This window comes from Pseudoalteromonas phenolica (assembly GCF_044788725.1).
GTDB classification, from domain to species: Bacteria; Pseudomonadota; Gammaproteobacteria; order Enterobacterales; family Alteromonadaceae; genus Pseudoalteromonas; species Pseudoalteromonas phenolica_C.
On record NZ_CP173161.1, the window covers coordinates 931,422 to 950,959 of the forward strand.

Genomic DNA, 19,538 nt, shown 5'->3' on the forward strand with positions numbered 1-19,538 from the left:
ATCTGGATGTTTGGATGGCTAAAATGATTTCTTCTTATCTTTCACTTTCGGGCGTAACGACATCGCCTTCACTTGTTGAGCAAGCGCTAGCAGAATTAGATGTATTTCTAAATTCTGAACAAGGCACTGCGAATGCGGTTTGGTCTTATTTGATCCCTGAATTAGGGGAAGGCGGAAGCTGCAGTTTATTTGGTCAATTACAAGATGCACCTTTTGAGTTAGAAAGTTACATCAATAATAACCAAGAAAATAAAGTGTTATTGGAAAAGCTCAATGCGATTGTGCAATTCGTTGTTGATAAAACACAGGTCGACTGGTTTGGTATTTATGCAAATACCTTAACCCCTGAAGGAGAGCAGTTACTTAAACTGGCTTATCATGGCGCACCAAGCCGTCCTTTGTTTCCGCTTACAGAGGATTTTGCAAAGATAAGTAATAACGTACAAGTTGCTTTATCTTCTAAAGGGCGAGTTGTGAATGATGTCGCTGAATACGTAGCGCAAGGTGGTGAGTATTATACCTGTGATCCTAAAGTACAATCTGAAGCATGTTTACCTATGTTTGATAACATTTCAGGTTGCACAGGTATCATCGATGCCGAGGCATTCTCAACTGGCATTTTTGATGAACAGGTGTTGGCAGTTTTAGTTGCCGCCTGTATTAGAATTCCTCAGTATTTACCGCGTTCGTAGCACTCGAGTTCTTAAAATTTTATGTTACTATTAACGCAGTTTTAACCCCGGGTTATGCCTTGTAAATACTCTGCGCGTTTATAAGGCACACTGACAAATAACTAAATTAAGAGATGACCTATGTTCTCAGAATTAAAACCGTTACCAACTGATCCAATTTTGGGTCTTATGGCTGCTTACAAACAAGATACTAACCCTAATAAAATCGATCTTGGTGTTGGTGTTTACAAAGATGAGCAAGGTAATACCCCTGTACTAAGAGCTGTAAAGAAAGCTGAAGCTTTTCGTTTAGAAAACGAAACCACTAAGTCTTACATTGGTCTTGCTGGTAATTTAGATTTTTGTCAGAAAATGGAAGCCCTGCTATTAGGTGAGCACAGCACATTACTTGCAAACCGTGTTCGTACAGCACAAGCGCCAGGTGGTACAGGTGCACTACGTGTTGCTGCTGAGTTCATCAAGCGTTGTAACATAGATGCGACTGTATGGGTAACAACACCAACTTGGGCTAACCACATCAGCTTATTTGAAGCGGCGGGCCTAACAGTTAAAGAATACCCATATTACGACTACGAAAATAAAGGCTTGTTGTTCGATGAAATGATCGACACGCTGAAACAAGTACCTAAAGGTGACGTGGTTCTTTTACATGCTTGTTGTCACAACCCAAGTGGTATGGACTTAAACGAAGAGCAGTGGAAAATCGTTGCTGAACTTGCAAAAGAAGTGGGCTTCACTCCGTTAATCGACATTGCTTACCAAGGTTTTGGTGCAAGCCTTGACGAAGATGCGAAAGGCTTACGTTTATTAGCAGATGCAGTTGATGAGTTGATCATTTGTTCTTCATGCTCTAAGAACTTTGGCCTTTACCGTGAGCGTATCGGTGCATGTTCAATCATTGCTAAAGACAGTGCAAATGCTGATATTTCTAACTCGGTATTATTAAGCGTTGTTCGTAGTATTTACTCAATGCCGCCAGCACATGGTGCAGACATCGTAAATACGATTTTGGGTAGTACAGAACTAACTCAAGAGTGGCATGATGAACTTGATGAAATGCGTAACCGTATCAATGGTCTACGTACGTTAATTAAAGAAAGCCTAGCAGCTCAAGGTGTAGCACAAGACTTCTCTTTCATTGATAAGCAAAACGGTATGTTCTCTTTCTTAGGTATTAATAAAGAGCAAATCGAGCGCCTACAAAAAGAATACGCAATCTATATTGTGGGTTCTAGCCGTGTAAATGTTGCTGGTGTGAGCCAAGCTAACATTGAGTACTTCTCAAAAGCGGTAGCTGAAGTACTAAAATAATTAAGCTTTAAGTTTAACAAATGCCACTTGTAACAAGTGGCATTTTTGTTTCTGGATTGTGCTTTCCTTTGTTTTGAAGTAGATAGCGAATATTTCACAAATTGCCTGTTTTAGTGCAGTTTGTTATAAGTAAGTAGAAGATGTTCCCAGCATTTTCTGGTCGTACGGTTTATGTAACCGTTACAATCCGCCTAATGTCAGTCTGTAAGGTATGTTTATGCGTCATGAAATTTGGCAGCAGCTTCGCCAAGAAGCAACCGAGTTAGTAAGTAGAGAGCCTCTTTTGGCAAGTCATGTTTACTCGAGTGTGTTAAATCACGAGTGTTTAGGCTCTGCGTTAAGTTTTATTGTTGCAAACAAGCTTGCAGATGCGGTGGTTTCAGCTTTTACAATTCGTGAATTGTTCGACCAAGCTTTTGTTGATTGCGACAGAATGTTGACTCATGTTGCCCATGACATAAAAGCAGTTAAAGATCGTGACCCAGCTGCCGATAGTTATTTAACTGTTATTTTGAACTTGAAGGGTTTTCATGCAATCCAAGCACACAGACTTGCACATTGCCTCTGGCGTCAGAACCGCAAAGAGCTCGCACGTTTCATCCAAAGCCGTACCTCTGAAGTTTTTGGCGTTGACATCCATCCTGCTTGTAAAGTCGGTCATGGCATTATGTTTGACCACGCTACTGGTATCGTAATTGGTGAAACTGCTGTAATTGAGGACAATGTTTCAATTTTACAATCTGTAACACTCGGGGGTACGGGTAATGAACAAGGCGATCGCCACCCGAAAATCAGAGCGGGTGTATTGATAGGCGCCGGTGCAAAAGTATTAGGTAACATCGAAGTCGGAGAAGGCGCGCGTATTGGGGCTGGCTCTGTCGTGTTGAATCCGGTGGCGCCACATACAACGGTCGTGGGTATTCCAGCAAAAGTAGTCGGTAAGCCGAATTGCCCTTGTCCTGCAGAATCGATGAACCAAAACTTCTTAGAAGATGAAATCTCTATGGAGAATGAATCTCATACTAGCGCGATGTTATAAAGCGTTTATACACAATGACAAAGGCAGCTACTGTGCAGCCTTTGTTGTTTCTAGAGTGTGGTTAACCGTGGTGTGAATTTCACCATCATGGACTTGAGTGACAAGCGTTTCTCCCGCTTTTACTTGTTTAATCGATTTCACCACGAGCTCGCCTTTCTTGGTGATTGAATAGCCTCTCGCTAACACGCCCAATGGGCTGATGCTTTCAAGTCTTGCTGCTAGCATGGCTAATTGTTGCTGTGCCAGTTGCTGGTTTTTATTTTGCGCATTCAATAATCTTTGCTCTAACTGCTGTAGCGCATCTTTTGCCTGAGAAAGTCGACGTTCAGGGTGTTGATGTTGGAACCTTTGTTGCAGCAACCTCAGTTGGTTATTTTTTTGATTGAGCTGAGTATTTACACCGCGTTGTAATCGCATAGAAAGCTCGTCTAAACGCTGTGCTTGTTGCTGCAGCTGACTATTTGGGTGTTGCAACTTGAGTCGCTGTAATAGTGCATTGTTAGTTTGCTTCGCTTCTTTGATTTTACTCAGCATTAAATGACTTAAGCGTGCGTACTTTTCAATAATGTGTTTTTTAATCGCATGTTGATCTGGGCTGACTAGTTCAGCGGCTGCGGATGGGGTAGGGGCTCTTAAATCAGCAACATAATCTGCAATGGTGGTATCTATTTCATGACCCACCGCACTGATAATAGGTAAACGACTGGCAAATATCTCGCGGGCAAGGTGTTCTTCGTTAAAACACCATAAGTCTTCTAATGAGCCACCACCACGTCCCACAATCAGCACGTCGACTTCATTTCGGATATTTGCCAAACGAATTTTCTCTGCAATTTGCAGGTGCGCATCGCTGCCTTGAACTTGGGTTGGGTATACAATGACTTCAAGTTGTGGGGCGCGGCGCTTCATTACCGTCAAAATGTCTTTAATTGCAGCGCCAGTGGCAGAAGTAACCACACCTACTTTTCTTATTTGTGTTGGCAGAGGTTGTTTATGTGCACTGCTAAATAGTCCCTCAGCAGCAAGTTGCAACTTGAGTGCTTCAAATTGTTGTTTCAGTTGGCCTTCACCAGCAGGTTCCATATGCTCAACAATCAGTTGATATTCACCGCGGGGTTCATACACAGAGACGCGGGCCGTAACAACCACTTGAGCACCATTATTGGGTTTGTATTTGCTGTAGCGGTTATTACCTCGCCACATTGCGGCCTTAATTTGTGCTTTGTCATCTTTTAAAGAGAAATACCAATGGCCAGATGCTGGTGCAACAAAGTTAGAAATTTCTCCGGTTAGCCTTAAAGAAGCAAAACCTTGCTCTAAAATGCCGCGAATTTCTTTATTTAGCTTTGAAACTGAATAAACTTGGTGCTGTGGAGCTGAAGAAACTGAGAATGTCATCATTGGCCTCTGAAAAAATTACCGCGAAACTTTAGCATATTTTTTGAAAAAAAGATTTACTCACTACAGCAACGCTGATAAAATTCGCACGCAATTCCTATTACTCAATTCCACGTGAGAGATACCGCAAACATGCTAAGAATTGCAAAAGAAGCCCTAACTTTCGATGATGTGCTACTCATCCCTGCACACTCAACTGTATTACCTCATACCGCTGATTTAAAAACGCGTTTAACGCGTGGTATTGATTTAAACCTACCTCTTGTTTCTGCTTCAATGGACACTGTAACTGAAGCGCGTCTTGCTATTGCGCTAGCGCAAGAAGGCGGCATTGGTTTTGTTCATAAGAATATGACGATTGAAGAGCAAGCGAGAAATGTTCGTAAGGTTAAAGCTTACGAAGCGGGTATCGTATCTTTCCCTGTCACTGTGACAGCTGACCTGACAATTGAAGGTGCGCTGGAGCTTGCACATGAGAAAGGTTTCTCAGGTTTCCCTGTGGTTGGTGAGAATAATCAACTAGAAGGTATCGTAACTAGCCGTGATATGCGTTTTGAAACGCAACTAGATAAGCCTGTTTCTTCAGTAATGACGAAAAAAGCGGATCTTGTAACGGTAAAAGAAGGTGCTGCACGTGAAGAGATCTTAGGTCTGATGCACGAGCACCGCATTGAAAAAATCCTAGTGGTTGATGATGCGTTTGCATTAAAAGGCATGATCACAGTTAAGGATTATCAAAAAGCACAAGAAAAGCCAAATGCATGTAAAGACGAGCAAGGTCGTCTTCGTGTAGGTGCTGCTGTTGGCGTGGGTGCAGGTACTGATAAGCGTATTGCAGCCCTTGTTGAAGCAGGTGTTGACGTTCTACTTATCGATACTTCACACGGCCACTCTCAAGGCGTAATTGATCGTGTTAAAGCAACACGTGAAGCATACCCAGATTTACAAATCGTTGCGGGTAACGTTGCAACAGCTGAAGGCGCGATTGCGCTAGCTGATGCGGGTGCTGATGCAGTTAAAGTTGGTATTGGCCCTGGTTCAATCTGTACTACTCGTATTGTCACAGGCTGTGGTGTACCGCAAATTACCGCTATCTCTGATGCTGTTGAAGGCTTAAAAGGCCGTGACATCCCAGTGATTGCTGATGGTGGTATCCGTTTCTCTGGTGATATCGTAAAAGCACTTGTGGCTGGTGCATCATGTGTAATGGTTGGCTCTATGCTTGCGGGTACTGAAGAGTCTCCAGGTGAAGTTGAGCTTTACCAAGGTCGTTACTACAAGTCTTACCGTGGTATGGGTAGCTTGGGTGCGATGAACCAAAAAGAAGGTTCGTCAGATCGTTACTTCCAAAAATCAAATGAAGCAGACAAATTGGTACCAGAAGGTATCGAAGGTCGTGTTGCATATAAAGGTCCTATCGCAACGATTATTCACCAACAAGTGGGTGGTATCCGAAGTGCAATGGGCTTAACTGGCTGTGCAACGATTGCTGAGCTAAATACAAAACCTCAGTTCGTTAAAGTAACGTCTGCAGGTATGGGTGAGTCACACGTTCACGACGTGCAGATCACCAAAGAAGCGCCTAACTACCGTATGGGTTAATGCGCAACGCATATTAAAAATTGGGCTAGCTCAGGCTAGCCCTTCTTAATTTTAGGTAAAGTTCGTTTTTGTGCTTTACTAAACTTATCGTTTTCTAACCAACGAGATTATCAATGAGCAAAGACATCCACGATTCCCGCATTTTGATCTTAGATTTCGGTTCTCAGTACACGCAGCTTATCGCGCGCCGTGTTCGTGAAATCGGTGTTTACTGTGAGCTTTGGGCTTGGGACGTAACGGAAGAGCAGATCCGTGAATTCAACCCACAAGGTATTATTTTATCTGGTGGCCCTGAGTCAACGACAGAAGAAAACAGCCCGCGTGCACCTGAGTATGTATTTAATGCTGGCGTGCCAGTATTAGGCGTATGTTACGGTATGCAGACTATGGCGATGCAGTTAGGCGGCCTAGTTGAAAGCTCAGACAAGAAAGAGTTCGGTTACGCACGTGTTGAAAAACTAGGTAACTGTAAACTATTTGAAGACATTCAAGATCACATCGAAAATGGTTCGGACTTCCTAGACGTGTGGATGAGCCACGGCGACAAAGTTATCGAGATCCCTGAAAGTTTCATTACATCTGCAAAGACTGAAACATGTCCACATGCAGCTATGTCTTGGGAAGAAAAACGTTTCTACGGCGTTCAGTTCCACCCAGAAGTAACACACACACAGCAAGGTCAGCGTCTTTTAGAGCGTTTTGTAATTGATATCTGTGGTTGTGAAAAGTTATGGACACCTAGCCAAATCATCGAGGATGCAGTTGCTCGTATCAAAGAAAAAGTGGGCGATGATGAGGTTATTCTAGGTCTTTCTGGTGGTGTTGATTCATCAGTAGTAGCGATGCTTATCCACCGTGCAATCGGTAAGAAACTAACTTGTGTATTCGTTGATAACGGTCTACTTCGTTTAAACGAAGGTCAGCAAGTAATGGATATGTTTGGTGATAAGTTCGGTCTTAACATCATCAAAGTAGATGCTGAAGAGCAGTTCTTAAATGACCTAGCAGGTCTATCTGATCCTGAAGATAAGCGTAAAGCAATCGGTCATACATTCATTGACGTATTTGACGCTGAATCTAAAAAGCTGAAAAATGCGAAATGGTTAGCACAAGGTACAATTTACCCAGACGTGATTGAGTCAGCGGCTTCTAAAACGGGTAAAGCGCATGTGATCAAGTCTCACCATAACGTAGGTGGTCTACCTGACGATATGGAAATGGGTCTAGTTGAGCCGCTTCGTGAGTTATTTAAAGATGAAGTACGTAAGATTGGTCTTGAGTTAGGTTTACCTTACGACATGCTTTACCGTCATCCATTCCCAGGTCCAGGTTTAGGTGTACGTGTACTAGGTGAAATTAAGAAAGAATACTGTGATTTACTTCGTCGTGCAGACGCTATCTTCATTGAAGAACTACATAAAGCCGACATTTACCACAAAGTATCGCAAGCATTCACTGTATTCCTACCGGTTAAATCGGTTGGCGTAATGGGTGATGCACGTAAATACGACTGGGTTGTGTCACTTCGTTGTGTAGAAACAATCGACTTTATGACAGCGCGTTGGTCACACCTACCTTATGATTTCTTAGGTCTGGTATCAAACCGCATCATTAACGAGATCGATGGTATCTCACGCGTGGTTTACGATATTTCAGGTAAGCCACCTGCAACCATCGAATGGGAATAATGAGCAAGTAGTTCATTGCTAATTTGATGATTAAAAAGGCGAATAGATAAAATATTCGCCTTTTTGTTTATTTAAACCGCAGTTAAACATTTTTTTGAATTTTTTACTTTACCTTTAAAAAAACCTCTCTATAATGCGACGTCATTGCAGGGGCGTAGTTCCAATTGGTAGAACAGCGGTCTCCAAAACCGATGGTTGCGGGTTCGAGTCCTGCCGCCCCTGCCACTTCTTACTTTGCTTTCTCTGCTACAAACCTTTATATTCTCAAAAAAATTCTTCAAGATTTATTTATGCGCGCATTGCATGCTGATGTTTTAGGTATTACGCCACTTAAACTCAATTCACATTTTGCTCCAGAGACATCTGAGTCTGAAATGACTTTGGCTGATCACAGTGACATGCCTTCAGAGCAGCAAACTGTGCAACATGAGTTACTAACCCTACCTTATCAATTACATGCTGATCTATTATTGCTACAGCCCGCAGGCTTTGCTGAAATAATAAAGGGCGATAGCGTCAAACTGCAGAACAACGTCCTTACTTTGCCTTCTGTGAACCTCACAGTTGAGCACAAACGTGCGTTATGGAAGTTATTACATGACAACTAAAATAGTTGCGGGCTTACTCAATGAGACGCCGCTTGAAACCATTATGGATATTGAAGAGGCATGTCATAGCTTCCCTTGGAGTACTAAAACCATGCAATCCTGTTTAGGAGGCCGATACTACAATGCGGGTTTGTTGTTAGGTGATGAATTGGTTGGCTTTTATGTTGCTGAGCAGGTTGGGCCTGATCACACCTTAATGGATATTTGTGTTGCCCCTGAGTACCAAGGGCAGGGTTATGCGAAACGACTTATGGCTCATTTGCTGGAGCAGGCGCAAGAACGCCAAGCTGAAAACTGTTTTTTAGAAGTAAGAGAATCAAATTTAAGTGCGATTTCGGTTTATCAAAAGTTCGATTTTTCAGAAGTGGGTTTACGGAAAAACTATTACCCAGCGAAAGAGGGTAAAGAGCACGCAGTGTTAATGGCGAGAAGCTTCTTTTAAAAAGCGCCAACGCCATTTAATCTTTATCTTTAGTTTGCTGTGCCAAAGTGTATTTGATGGCTTCACAGAGATTTAGCTGCGTATATTGCCATTGAGTTTGCTGATTGGTCATTAGGCTATTCTCAAGCTCTTCTGCAGCACTGTGAATGTTCATGAAACCAAAGCAGCCGGCACTGCCTTTTAAGCTATGAGCAAGCGCTCTGAGCGATTCCCACTCTTGATTATCATAATAGTTTTGCACTTGTTTAAGATAGTCAGGTAGCTTTTCCATGTAATTTTTGTTGATTTGTACAAATTTTTCACTGGCTAATAGCGAGTCCCACTTAGATTGACTCGCGGCCTGGATCTGTAGGTGCTCTAAAAGTACTTGGCCAAGTTGCTTCTTATCGATTGGTTTTGCCAAGGTTGCATCACAGCCAGCAGCAAGGTAAGACTCAACATCATGCTTCATGACATTCGCAGTGAGGGCGATGATAGGGCCATCATAGGCCGCATGCCTGAGCATTTCTGTGGCTTCTAGACCACCCATGACAGGCATTTGCATATCCATCAAAATAAGTTGGTAATCATTAACTAGCGCTTTCTCAACTGCTTCAGCGCCGTTATTGGCTATATCCGGCTTAATTCCCCAAGCATCAAGCAGTAGGCAGATCAATTCTTGGTTATCTGGGTTATCTTCGGCCAGTAGAATATTGGCATCAAACTGGGTTGCTGCAAGCTCTTGTGAGGCATCAGGGATGTGTGCCGATTCTTCCAGCTTATTGATAAGTTGATAGTCGCCATTCGGGAAGTTTGCAAGTACTCGAATGGTAAACTTACTGCCCACACCTTGTTCACTTAATACTTCTACATCACCGCCAAGTAGCTGGGCTAAATTCTTAGAAATACAAAGGCCTAACCCTGTTCCGCCAAAGCGGCGTGTAGTGGTGCTATCAGCCTGCTCAAAGGGTTTAAATACACGTTTAATTTCGCCGTCAGACATACCGATACCAGTATCTTCGATAACAAACTCAACACTTTGACTCTGGTGAATAAAACGTACACTTAAACGAATTCCACCGTGCTCAGTAAATTTCACGGCGTTGGTGGTAATGTTTAATAGGATCTGTTTTAAACGGGTAATATCGCTGTAAATGGAGCGCGGCAACGGGAATTGGTAATCCATTGAAAAGGACAGCTGCTTTTCTTGTGCCAGTGGCGCGATGATCGACTCAACATCTTCAAGCAAAGGCTGTAGTTTGAAAGGGCGATTTTCTACATCAAGTTTTTCAGCTTCAATTTTCGATAAATCTAGGATGTTATTTATCAGCTCTAGCAAGTGTTTTGAGTTACGTAATACTGTACTTAAGTGGTTTCGATTGGCGGTCGCTTGCGGATTAATAATTAATTGCTCGGTAAAGCCCATAATCGCGGTCAGAGGCGTGCGAATTTCATGACTCATATTGGCTAAGAAACGACTTTTTAAATCACTGGCTTGTTCAGCTTCTTTAATGGCGATTTCGAGCTGTTGATTCGTTTCTTCTAGCTCTTTGGTGCGCACATCAACCATTTCTTCTAGGTGTAACTTATAAGTTTTTAGTTCAGATTGAGAATCTCTGATCTGTTTCACCATGTGGTTGAAGTCTCTGAATAAAAGGCCAACTTCATCGTTACTTTGCTCTGGTAGAGAAACAGATAGGTTACCATCACCCACTTTATGACTCGCTGCACCGAGTAATTCAATTGGGTTTAAAAGTAGGTTTCTTACTACAATAAAAATCAAAATAGGGAGCGTGATCACAGACAAAATGACGATTAAAGCCGTGATCAAACTAATTGCTTTACCCGACTGGTACAGAAGTGCTTTTGGAATACTCGATAAATAATAATAACCACCACTTAATTGCACCGCATAAACCATACGCTCTATGTTATCTACACTCGACAACTTGATTGACTTAAGCGTACTGCGCTCTGCCGTTTCTTGTATTTGTTGAGTTTCTTCAACATTTAAAGATTGTGCATAAAGGCTTGGATCAGAACTAAATAAAATTTCACCTTGCTGAGTGATTAATAGGTTAAGGGTATTGTTATAAGGTGATTCTAAGATACTGGAATGTATCACTGAAGGGTCAACTTGAACGATAATATAGCCTTGTTGTTTCGGCCTTTTTAGTTGGTAATCAACACTGAAAATTTGCTGAACTAGATAAATATGAGTGGTGTTATTTTTTGTCGGCACCATGAACTTCTGCTGCCGCATGCTGCTGTTTTGCACTTGGTCAAAAAACGGATAGCTTTGTGGTGCCTGATTTAAATTATTCGCATAGTAAGCTTTTGACTCACCTTGTGGTGAAACTAGGTTAATACTTAAAATATCTGGGTAGGCATCGCTGTAACTGGCGAATACATCCATTAAAGCGCCCAGTCGGGCGGTTTGCTCAAAAGGGGTATCGAAATCTTTGGCAAGAAAATCGCTAAGAACGGGTGACGTAGAAAGCAATTTGGTAGTCGATTGATAAATCTCAATGTAGTTAAACATTTTTTGGTGTTGTTGTTCAACAAAGCGGCTTACCGTCAGTTTGGCTTGTTTTTGTGTCGAACTTGTAACATTAGTTAAGGTAAAACCACCTAAAAACAGCAAAGGTAAAATCACTAACGGAGTGATGTACCACAATAATTTTATACTTAACTTGCTGGTTTTCATGCGATTTTAATAACGTCCTAAATGTTCTTCTTATAAGCATAATGGAACTGAGTCCAAAGTCTAATCCTAAGACAATGCAGCTTTTTTAACAAGTCATATGCGCTATGTTCATACTTGTTTCATAAAATGATTATTGTGCTTCAAAGAGACATTGAGTGAATACAAGTCCGTCAATAACTTGATAGTGAACATTAACTCTCAAGCCATTTTGTATTTGCTCGCTTAAACAATGCATTATTTCAAAAGTTAGCATAGTTTCACTAAATGAAATTAATCTGGCTTTGTCGAAGCCAAAAAACTTTTTTACAAACGGATATAGTGCCTTATAAATACTTTCTTTGGCTGAAAATATTACGCTTAGTGGATGAGTAACTTGCTGACCTAGAGAGATAAATTGTTTTTGCTCGTCTTCTCTTAAAATATGGGTCTGTAGTTTCACTTCTTGGTCGTCTTTCATTAGTTTTTCGACGTCTATGCCAACGCCTGTCGGTTTTTTCTCTATACCTGCGATAGCTGCAGCAATTCCTTTAGTATGAGTAATGGAACCATAAGTTCCTTCAGGCCAGATAGGAGCCCTGCTTTCGCTTGTGTGTACTAGGGTCTTTGCTGAATTTAAATTATTTAATGCTTTAGTGGCACATAATCGGCCTGCTAAGTACTCTGCTTGACGTTTTGAAACAGCTTTCTTTATTCGTTCAGGAAAGGGTTGTGTGTATTGCTCGAAACTATCTTGGTTAAAGCTGTCGGCGTCAAACTCAATAACAATTAACTCTAGGGGGAGGGCATTGGTAAATTTTGATAAATAAGTGATTTGCATTAAATACTCCTTTAAGCCAGCCAAGTGTTATTTATTTCACCTTTAAGTTCAAGTCGCGAGGAGAAATATTCAAAGGAGGCAAAATAGTCTTGGATATGAATTTTACGTTGTAAAAAGATCAGAATAAATAGGCACACAGATTGAGTATCTTGTCTAGATAAGCGAAAATAACGGATTAAATGATATTCACAGAATGAGTAGGGCAAACATAAGGTTTGTACTGTACTCACATTAAGAGAAGATTTTAATCGATGTCAAACGCTTCAATTCCTCAGGAAGTCTCGAAAAGACGGACTTTCGCGATTATCTCGCACCCGGATGCGGGTAAAACCACCATTACAGAAAAAGTACTTTTATTCGGAAAGGCCTTACAAAAAGCCGGTACAGTAAAAGGTCGTGGTTCAAACCAACACGCTAAATCTGACTGGATGGAAATGGAAAAAGAGCGTGGTATCTCGGTAACAACCTCTGTGATGCAGTTCCCGTATAACGATGCGTTGGTAAACTTACTTGATACTCCGGGACACGAAGACTTCTCTGAAGATACTTATCGTACACTGACTGCGGTTGACTCATGTTTGATGGTGATCGATGCAGCAAAAGGTGTAGAAGACCGTACGCGTAAACTGATGGAAGTTACCCGCTTACGTGACACACCAATCGTAACGTTTATGAACAAGCTTGACCGTGACATCCGCGACCCTATGGAAGTGATGGACGAAGTTGAAACTGAACTTAACATCATGTGTGCGCCTATCACTTGGCCAATCGGCTGTGGTAAAGAGTTTAAAGGTGTGTATCACATTCACCGTGATGAAACGATTCTATATGCAACCGGTCAAGGTCATACAATCCAAGAAAAACGCATCATTAAGGGCTTAGATAACCCAGACTTAGATGCTCAAATCGGTGATGAATTGGCTGAGCAACTTCGTGAAGAACTAGAGCTAGTGATTGGTGCATCAAACGAATTTGATCACGACCTATTTTTATCAGGTGAATTAACGCCTGTGTACTTTGGTACAGCATTAGGTAACTTCGGTGTTGACCACATGCTTGACGGTTTAACTGAGTGGGCGCCAACGCCTATGCCACGTCAAACAGAAGAGCGTGAAGTAAAAGCCGAAGAAGAAAAGTTCTCAGGCTTCGTATTTAAAATTCAAGCGAACATGGACCCGAAACACCGTGACCGTATTGCTTTCATGCGTATTGTATCGGGTAAATATACCCAAGGTATGAAGATGGACCACGTCCGTATTGGCAAGAAAGTCAGTATTTCTGACGCGGTAACTTTCATGGCCGGTGACCGTGAACGTGCGCAAGAAGCGTTTGCTGGTGACATCATTGGTCTGCATAACCACGGTACAATCCAAATCGGTGATACGTTCACACAAGGTGAAAAACTTAAGTTCAGCGGTATTCCAAACTTCGCGCCAGAGCTATTCCGTAGCATTCGCTTGAAAGATCCTCTGAAGCAAAAGCAGTTATTAAAAGGCCTAGTTCAGTTATCTGAAGAAGGTGCGGTACAGGTATTTAGACCACTACAAAATAACAGCCTAATCGTAGGCGCGGTTGGTGTGCTGCAGTTTGATGTGGTTGTTGCCCGTCTAAAAGCGGAATATAACGTAGATGCAATCTACGAGAGCGTGTCAGTACAAACTGCGCGTTGGGTAACCTGCGACGACGATAAGAAAATGGCTGAGTTTAAACGTAAGTGTGAAGCCAACTTAGCCCTTGATGGTGGTGATAACTTAACTTACATTGCACCAAGCCGTGTAAACTTAAATTTATCCATGGAACGCTATCCTGAAGTTCAGTTCCACCATACACGTGAACATTAATAAACGCTTAAATTGAATCGAATTAAACCTTGCTGGCATTGATGGCTGGCAAGGGATACAGGATAAAAAATGAATATCAAAACTCTATTAATTGAAAAAGCCAACGCGGCGATGCAAGCTGCGGGCATTCCTGAAGGCACAAACCCAGCGGTTACACAATCAACTCGTCCGCAATTTGGTGATTATCAAATCAATGGCGCAATGGGCGCTGCAAAAGCATTAAAAACCAACCCGCGCGAACTTGCACAAAAGATCATCGACAATTTAGACGTTGCCGATCTTGCTGCAAAAACTGAAATTGCAGGCCCGGGTTTCATTAACATTCACCTAAAGCCTGAGTTTTTAGCTGCAAGCCTAGAAGCGGCAAACCAAGATGCAAAACTTGGTGTTGCTGAGCATTCAAACCCGCATAAAGTTGTGGTTGATTACTCTTCACCAAACCTTGCAAAAGAAATGCACGTAGGTCATTTACGTTCTACCATCATTGGTGATGCGGTTGTACGTGCCCTTGAGTTCCGTGGGGATACTGTTATTCGTCAAAACCACATGGGTGACTGGGGTACACAGTTTGGTATGCTTATCGCACATCTTGAAGATTTACTTGAGCAGGGCGTAGATCTTGAAAAAGTGGCACTTGCTGACCTTGAAAGCTTCTACCGTGACGCGAAAAAGCGTTTCGATGACGAAGAAGGTTTTGCTGACAAAGCCCGAGACTACGTCGTTAAACTACAAGGTGGCGACGCGCATTGTAAGAAACTTTGGCAGATGTTTATCGACACGTCGGTGAAACACTCTGAAGAAGTATACGCAAGATTAAACGTTACCCTTGGCCGTGACGATATTAAAGCAGAAAGTGCTTATAACGACCGTCTTCAAGGCGTGATTGAGCTACTTAAAGAAAAAGGCATCGCAGTTGAAGACCAAGGTGCGCAAGTAGTATTCCTTGATGAGCTTGCTAACAAAGATGGGGAGCCGTCAGTGTTCATCGTTCAAAAGTCAGGTGGCGGTTTCTTATATTCAACGACTGACCTTGCAGCTTGTGACTACCGTTCAAACGAGTTAGACGTAGACCGTATCTTAATTTTTGTAGATGCACGTCAGGGCTTACACTTCAACCAAGTTGAAATCACAGCACGTAAAGCGGGTCTGTTAAAAGAGAAAACCAGCTACGAGCCAAGCCTGTTCGGTACTATGATGGGTGATGATGGTAAACCATTCAAAACTCGTACTGGTGGTACAGTTAAACTTGCAGATTTACTTGAAGAAGCAGTAAGCCGTGCAGCAGATAAAATTGCTGACCGTACAGCTGAATTAAGTGAAGAAGAGCGCAGCGAAATCGCTCGTAAAGTGGGTATTGGCGCAGTTAAATACGCTGACTTATCTAAGCACCGTACCAGTGACTATATCTTCAACTGGGATACGATGTTGAGCTTTGAAGGCGCAACCGCACCTTACTTACAATATGCATATACGCGTGTAAGTGGCATTTTCCGTAAAGCGGGTGTAGACAGTGCAAACCTTGCTGGCAGCATCAACATTGTTGAGCCGCAAGAAAAAGCATTGGCGTTAAAATTACTTCAGCTTGAAGAAGTGCTCGACCTGATGATCAGCGAAGCCACTCCGCACGTATTATGTGGTTACTTATATGAGCTTGCGAGCCTGTATATGACATTCTACGAAGCGTGCCCAATCTTAAAAGATGATGTGGCTGCAGATGTACGCGAAAGCCGCTTACTACTATGTAACTTAGTGGCTAAGTCGCTACGTACCGGTCTAGACCTTCTGGGCATCGAAGTAATGGAGCAGATGTAATCTGTTTCATTGACTGAATGAACTTTTATAGGCCGCGCAACAGCATGTTGTTGCGGCCTTTTTTATATCTAATTAAGAGCAGATTGTTATTAACCTAAGCTCAGGTTAACTAGTAAGGAACGAATATGAAATTAGAAGACATTCGCCGCGAGTATACCCAAGGTGGTTTGCAGCGTGACATGCTAGCAGATGACCCTATTGTGCAATTTGAGGCTTGGTTAAAACAAGCAGTTGAAGCCAAGTTTAGTAATGATCCGACAGCCATGGTTGTTGCAACGGTTGATGAAACCGGTCAGCCTTCACAGCGTATCGTGCTGCTTAAACATTTGGATGAAAATGGCTTCGTATTTTTCACTAATACGGGCTCACGCAAGGCACAAGAGTTAAAGAACAATAACAAGATTTCTTTGCACTTTCCATGGCATGCTATTGAGCGCCAAGTAATCGTGTATGGTGAGGCTAAACCACTGCCAACGAGCGCTGTGGCAAAGTATTTCTTATCTCGTCCAAAAGAGAGTCAACTTGCAGCTTGGGCGTCACAGCAGTCTCGTCCGGTATCATCGCGTCAGGCACTGATGCAAACCTTCAACAGCATGAAGTCAAAGTTTGCTAAAGGCGATATTCCACTACCAGATTTTTGGGGCGGCTATTGTGTAGAGCCAACTAAAATTGAATTTTGGCAAGGGGGCGAACATCGCTTACATGATCGCTTTATGTATGTGAAGCAAGCCGATGGCAGCTGGGCTATTGAAAGGTTAAATCCTTAAGGGTTACCACTGTATTTTCAAAAGTAAAAGCACTTTTTTAGAAAGTGCTTTTACTAATAATAGCTTCTTAATTACAAATGTCAGAAAGCTGACAATCTTGCTTAGTAAAATTGCCTGTGCGACATCTCCAATGATCATCACAAGTATAATCCCAGCTATAACCAGGGCCAGTACCGCCCCCAATTTGTGGTGTAGCATTTAAAGGTAATGCTTTATTGTCTGAAGAAAGGCTTTTAATTTTCTTTTTATTTAGTTTTAGTTTCATGTTTTTTTCCTTAAATTCAATTTGTTCCCGGTATGGGGTTTTTAAGTTAGCAAAAGGTTAGAAAATTAGCAAGTGAATACATTTATGCAATTCATAGACACCCACTGTCACCTCGACTTCGATGAGTTTAAAGGCGACTTTCAAAACCATGTTTACCGAGCAAATCAGCTAGGTATTCATGGTTTTGTTGTACCAGGGATCACATTTAAGCAAAGCCAAACTCTACTGAGTTTTAAACAGCACAACCCTGGTGTTTATATTGCTTTCGGTCTTCATCCGTATTTTATGGCTGAGCATCAAGGCGGTGATTTTGAACAGCTGAAAAGGTTGGCGATTGAACATCGAGAGCAGTTGGTGGCGATTGGTGAGTGTGGTATTGATGCGAGTATTGCAGATATTGAAAAGCAACAAGCGCTTTTTGTAGAGCATATTAAGCTTGCGAATTATTTGTCGCTGCCGCTAATCGTGCATCATAGGCAAAGCCATCACTTGATCATGCAAGCATTTAAGCAAGTACAGCCAAAATGGGGTGGGGTGATCCATGCTTTTAGTGGTTCATTGCAGCAAGCGCAAGCGTATATCAAACTGGGCTTTAAACTTGGCGTGGGGGGCACGATAACGTATGAACGTGCCAACAAAACCAAGCAAGCCTTGGCACAAGTGCCACTCGATAGCTTAGTGCTTGAGACCGATGCGCCTTCTATGCCGCTTGCGGGTTATCAAGGGCAGGTGAACCTACCTGAACGTCTTAAAGCGGTATTTGATTGCCTAGTCGCAATTCGTAGCGAGTCAGAGTTTGAGATTACTGAGCAGGTTTATGCGTCGTCTTGTTCGCTTTTCAAGATTTGACGCTTTACTTCCCAACGTTTTAACGCGCGCCCTAATTGCCAAGTGAATACACAGGTAATGATCAACATTAGCAACACCATACGACCGAGCTCGTGAAAGTGATGGTGACTTTCACTCATGGCATCTTGGGTTAAATACACCATATTTACAAAGCCAAGGGGCTTGTCGTCCGCATCAAGAATGGGCAGCACGATGGCATCTTTTAATTTGCTGATCCCTGGTAATTGTTTAGCAATGCCTTGATTGAGTGGCTCGGCTTGAAATCCTTCACTTTTAGTTAAGAGTTGCCCTTGATGGTCATAAATCGCAGCGCCCAACACGTAGGGGTCTTTGGCCAAGTTCTTGGTCAGTTTTTCTAACTCATCGAGTGCTTGGCTTTGCATTGCAAAGCTGGCGTTCCATGCTGTTTGCTGTGCCAAACTTCGTGCTGCTTGATGCGCTTGATTATGTAACAGTTGGTGAGAGCGAAAACTGGTATTAAAGGCAATCCAAGTCAGTGTGATAAAGCAAGCGGCAGCAATGACTAAACGTATCAAGCGTCGGTTTTTCGAAGACGTTATCAAATCAAGTGCTTGTGTATTTTTCATAGTATCCATATTGAGTGCTGACAGCCTTTTGGAATGATGTTACAAATGCATTGTTACTAAATTTGGAGCTCACAATGGCTGGTATTCGCTTTAACCTTACACCGCAACTTCCACTCACTGATTTATGCACCTTAGCAAAATGGTATCAGATTGAAAATGATCACTTAGTCGAGCAAGGGTCTGAGTCATCACAATTAGGTGAAGATTTTATCGTGTTTTTTGGTGCCCAAGCGAACACACAATTTTTGCAATATGCCATTGAGTTTATTGGCGAAGCTAATATCAATCTGGTAAGCCTATATCAACCTACAGCGCAATTAGCACCCGCGTTAGCGTTTAACGTTAAAGCACAGTTTGATGACTTAAAAACATATAAAAACCAGCTGCGCAGTTTTGCCGCTGAGCACGGTTTTGAAGGTGCTTATTTATCAAAACCAGCCAGTTTGAGCCAGCCTGGTTTACTTATAATGGATATGGACTCTACGGCGATAGAAATTGAGTGTATTGATGAAATAGCACGTTTAGCCAATGTTTATGACGAGGTTGCCAGTGTGACTGCTATGGCAATGGCGGGTCAATTGGGCTTTAGTGAAAGTTTGTATCAGCGTGTGGCGAAACTTGAAGGCATTGAACTGTCTTTGATCCAACAGCTTAAAGATAACTTACCGCTGATGGAAGGCATTCAAGACCTGTGTCACACACTAAAAGCTCATAACTGGCAGCTAGTACTCGCATCAGGTGGCTTCACTTGGTTTGCAGAAGCACTGCAAGCACCACTGTCGCTAGATGCTTTTTATGCCAATGAGCTGGAAATAAAAGATGCGCGTTTAACAGGTAAAGTACTAGGCGGTGTGGTCGATGCTCAGAAAAAGGCTGACATTTTAGCTAAGACGCGCACGCAGCTTGGTTTAGCGAAACAGCAAACCATTGCCATTGGTGATGGTGCCAATGATTTAGTGATGATGGCAGAAGCGGGAACAGGGGTGGCCATTCACGGCAAACCAAAAGTGGTTGAAAATGCCGATGCAGCCATTTGTCATGGCTCACTAATACAGCTGTTGTATTTTATTGCGCTACCAAAATAAGTGCAGAAGACTTAGCGAGAAAAATGCAAAACCACCGATATCGGTGGTT

At 42.4% G+C, this 19,538-nt stretch carries 17 protein-coding genes and 1 tRNA gene; 13 read left to right on the forward strand and 5 right to left on the reverse strand.

Going from position 1 to position 19,538, the window contains the following annotated elements; genetic code table 11:
* Nucleotides 1-23: 23 nt before the first annotated feature.
* The 3 genes from ACH784_RS04415 to cysE all read left to right on the forward strand — a co-directional run bounded on the left by ACH784_RS04415 (nt 24) and on the right by cysE (nt 3,042).
* Nucleotides 24-692 (forward strand): GAF domain-containing protein, encoded by a 669-nt coding sequence (locus tag ACH784_RS04415; RefSeq protein ID WP_404395182.1) that lies wholly within the window; start codon nt 24-26, stop codon nt 690-692.
* Nucleotides 693-812: 120 nt separating this feature from the next.
* On the forward strand, nt 813-2,003 hold the full coding sequence (locus tag ACH784_RS04420) for an amino acid aminotransferase (RefSeq protein ID WP_404393791.1): 1,191 nt from the start codon (nt 813-815) through the stop codon (nt 2,001-2,003).
* A gap of 217 nt (nt 2,004-2,220) precedes the next feature.
* Entirely contained in the window at nt 2,221-3,042 is an 822-nt protein-coding gene (gene cysE, locus ACH784_RS04425) for a serine O-acetyltransferase (protein WP_390441724.1), read from the forward strand.
* Between the two features lie 27 nt (nt 3,043-3,069).
* Here cysE and xseA read toward each other — a convergent pair whose 3' ends face one another.
* Nucleotides 3,070-4,440 (reverse strand): exodeoxyribonuclease VII large subunit, encoded by a 1,371-nt coding sequence (gene xseA / locus ACH784_RS04430; protein ID WP_404395184.1) that lies wholly within the window; start codon nt 4,438-4,440, stop codon nt 3,070-3,072.
* A gap of 132 nt (nt 4,441-4,572) precedes the next feature.
* Here xseA and guaB point away from each other — a divergent pair, with 132 nt between their 5' ends.
* The 5 genes from guaB (at nt 4,573) to rimI (ending at nt 8,780) form a co-directional block, all read left to right on the forward strand.
* Nucleotides 4,573-6,042 carry an IMP dehydrogenase gene (gene guaB, locus ACH784_RS04435; RefSeq protein ID WP_404393792.1) on the forward strand — a complete coding sequence of 490 codons (1,470 nt, stop codon included), beginning with the start codon at nt 4,573-4,575 and terminating at the stop codon, nt 6,040-6,042.
* 113 nt (nt 6,043-6,155) lie between these two features.
* Nucleotides 6,156-7,730 carry a glutamine-hydrolyzing GMP synthase gene (guaA, locus tag ACH784_RS04440; protein ID WP_404393793.1) on the forward strand — a complete coding sequence of 525 codons (1,575 nt, stop codon included), beginning with the start codon at nt 6,156-6,158 and terminating at the stop codon, nt 7,728-7,730.
* 148 nt (nt 7,731-7,878) lie between these two features.
* Nucleotides 7,879-7,955, forward strand: a tRNA-Trp gene (locus tag ACH784_RS04445).
* 65 nt (nt 7,956-8,020) lie between these two features.
* Nucleotides 8,021-8,338, forward strand: coding sequence for a hypothetical protein (locus ACH784_RS04450; RefSeq protein ID WP_404393794.1), 318 nt, complete (start codon nt 8,021-8,023; stop codon nt 8,336-8,338).
* Entirely contained in the window at nt 8,328-8,780 is a 453-nt protein-coding gene (gene rimI / locus ACH784_RS04455; protein ID WP_404393795.1) for a ribosomal protein S18-alanine N-acetyltransferase, read from the forward strand. Before ACH784_RS04450 ends, rimI begins: the two co-directional genes overlap by 11 nt.
* Nucleotides 8,781-8,796: 16 nt before the next feature.
* Here rimI and ACH784_RS04460 read toward each other — a convergent pair whose 3' ends face one another.
* Together ACH784_RS04460 and ACH784_RS04465 are read right to left on the reverse strand one after the other, a co-directional pair.
* On the reverse strand, nt 8,797-11,466 hold the full coding sequence (locus ACH784_RS04460; protein ID WP_404393796.1) for an ATP-binding protein: 2,670 nt from the start codon (nt 11,464-11,466) through the stop codon (nt 8,797-8,799).
* Nucleotides 11,467-11,596: 130 nt separating this feature from the next.
* Complete coding sequence (locus tag ACH784_RS04465) at nt 11,597-12,283, reverse strand: 4'-phosphopantetheinyl transferase (protein ID WP_404393797.1); 687 nt, start codon at nt 12,281-12,283, stop codon at nt 11,597-11,599.
* 251 nt (nt 12,284-12,534) lie between these two features.
* On the opposite strand from ACH784_RS04465, the gene prfC reads away from it, so the two are divergent.
* The 3 genes from prfC (at nt 12,535) to pdxH (ending at nt 16,703) form a co-directional block, all read left to right on the forward strand.
* Complete coding sequence (gene prfC, locus ACH784_RS04470; protein WP_404393798.1) at nt 12,535-14,124, forward strand: peptide chain release factor 3; 1,590 nt, start codon at nt 12,535-12,537, stop codon at nt 14,122-14,124.
* A gap of 69 nt (nt 14,125-14,193) precedes the next feature.
* Entirely contained in the window at nt 14,194-15,936 is a 1,743-nt protein-coding gene (gene argS, locus ACH784_RS04475; protein WP_404393799.1) for an arginine--tRNA ligase, read from the forward strand.
* 125 nt (nt 15,937-16,061) lie between these two features.
* Nucleotides 16,062-16,703 (forward strand): pyridoxamine 5'-phosphate oxidase, encoded by a 642-nt coding sequence (gene pdxH, locus ACH784_RS04480; protein WP_404393800.1) that lies wholly within the window; start codon nt 16,062-16,064, stop codon nt 16,701-16,703.
* A 67-nt stretch (nt 16,704-16,770) separates the two neighbouring features.
* Here pdxH and ACH784_RS04485 read toward each other — a convergent pair whose 3' ends face one another.
* Entirely contained in the window at nt 16,771-16,968 is a 198-nt protein-coding gene (locus ACH784_RS04485; protein WP_404393801.1) for a hypothetical protein, read from the reverse strand.
* A gap of 84 nt (nt 16,969-17,052) precedes the next feature.
* Here ACH784_RS04485 and ACH784_RS04490 point away from each other — a divergent pair, with 84 nt between their 5' ends.
* Nucleotides 17,053-17,817: a TatD family hydrolase gene (locus ACH784_RS04490; RefSeq protein WP_404393802.1), complete on the forward strand. Its 765-nt coding sequence runs from the start codon at nt 17,053-17,055 to the stop codon at nt 17,815-17,817.
* Here ACH784_RS04490 and ACH784_RS04495 read toward each other — a convergent pair.
* On the reverse strand, nt 17,784-18,413 hold the full coding sequence (locus tag ACH784_RS04495; protein WP_404393803.1) for an AhpA/YtjB family protein: 630 nt from the start codon (nt 18,411-18,413) through the stop codon (nt 17,784-17,786). The two genes, ACH784_RS04490 and ACH784_RS04495, sit on opposite strands and share 34 nt — an antisense overlap.
* Nucleotides 18,414-18,478: 65 nt before the next feature.
* Between ACH784_RS04495 and serB the strand changes: the two genes are divergently transcribed.
* Entirely contained in the window at nt 18,479-19,489 is a 1,011-nt protein-coding gene (gene serB, locus ACH784_RS04500) for a phosphoserine phosphatase SerB (protein WP_404393804.1), read from the forward strand.
* Nucleotides 19,490-19,538 lie beyond the last annotated feature (49 nt).

Excerpts from the sequence above, each read along its gene's own strand:
- guaB (WP_404393792.1), top strand. The coding sequence starts at position 4,573 with ATGCTAAGAATTGCAAAAGAAGCCCTAACTTTCGATGATGTGCTACTC.
- prfC (WP_404393798.1), top strand. The coding sequence starts at position 12,535 with ATGTCAAACGCTTCAATTCCTCAGGAAGTCTCGAAAAGACGGACTTTC.
- ACH784_RS04490 (WP_404393802.1), top strand. The coding sequence starts at position 17,053 with ATGCAATTCATAGACACCCACTGTCACCTCGACTTCGATGAGTTTAAA.
- ACH784_RS04415 (WP_404395182.1), top strand. The coding sequence starts at position 24 with ATGATTTCTTCTTATCTTTCACTTTCGGGCGTAACGACATCGCCTTCA.
- guaA (WP_404393793.1), top strand. The coding sequence starts at position 6,156 with ATGAGCAAAGACATCCACGATTCCCGCATTTTGATCTTAGATTTCGGT.
- ACH784_RS04485 (WP_404393801.1), bottom strand. The coding sequence starts at position 16,968 with ATGAAACTAAAACTAAATAAAAAGAAAATTAAAAGCCTTTCTTCAGAC.
- ACH784_RS04465 (WP_404393797.1), bottom strand. The coding sequence starts at position 12,283 with ATGCAAATCACTTATTTATCAAAATTTACCAATGCCCTCCCCCTAGAG.
- xseA (WP_404395184.1), bottom strand. The coding sequence starts at position 4,440 with ATGACATTCTCAGTTTCTTCAGCTCCACAGCACCAAGTTTATTCAGTT.
- argS (WP_404393799.1), top strand. The coding sequence starts at position 14,194 with ATGAATATCAAAACTCTATTAATTGAAAAAGCCAACGCGGCGATGCAA.
- ACH784_RS04450 (WP_404393794.1), top strand. The coding sequence starts at position 8,021 with ATGCGCGCATTGCATGCTGATGTTTTAGGTATTACGCCACTTAAACTC.
- serB (WP_404393804.1), top strand. The coding sequence starts at position 18,479 with ATGGCTGGTATTCGCTTTAACCTTACACCGCAACTTCCACTCACTGAT.
- ACH784_RS04420 (WP_404393791.1), top strand. The coding sequence starts at position 813 with ATGTTCTCAGAATTAAAACCGTTACCAACTGATCCAATTTTGGGTCTT.
- pdxH (WP_404393800.1), top strand. The coding sequence starts at position 16,062 with ATGAAATTAGAAGACATTCGCCGCGAGTATACCCAAGGTGGTTTGCAG.
- ACH784_RS04495 (WP_404393803.1), bottom strand. The coding sequence starts at position 18,413 with ATGGATACTATGAAAAATACACAAGCACTTGATTTGATAACGTCTTCG.
- cysE (WP_390441724.1), top strand. The coding sequence starts at position 2,221 with ATGCGTCATGAAATTTGGCAGCAGCTTCGCCAAGAAGCAACCGAGTTA.
- rimI (WP_404393795.1), top strand. The coding sequence starts at position 8,328 with ATGACAACTAAAATAGTTGCGGGCTTACTCAATGAGACGCCGCTTGAA.
- ACH784_RS04460 (WP_404393796.1), bottom strand. The coding sequence starts at position 11,466 with ATGAAAACCAGCAAGTTAAGTATAAAATTATTGTGGTACATCACTCCG.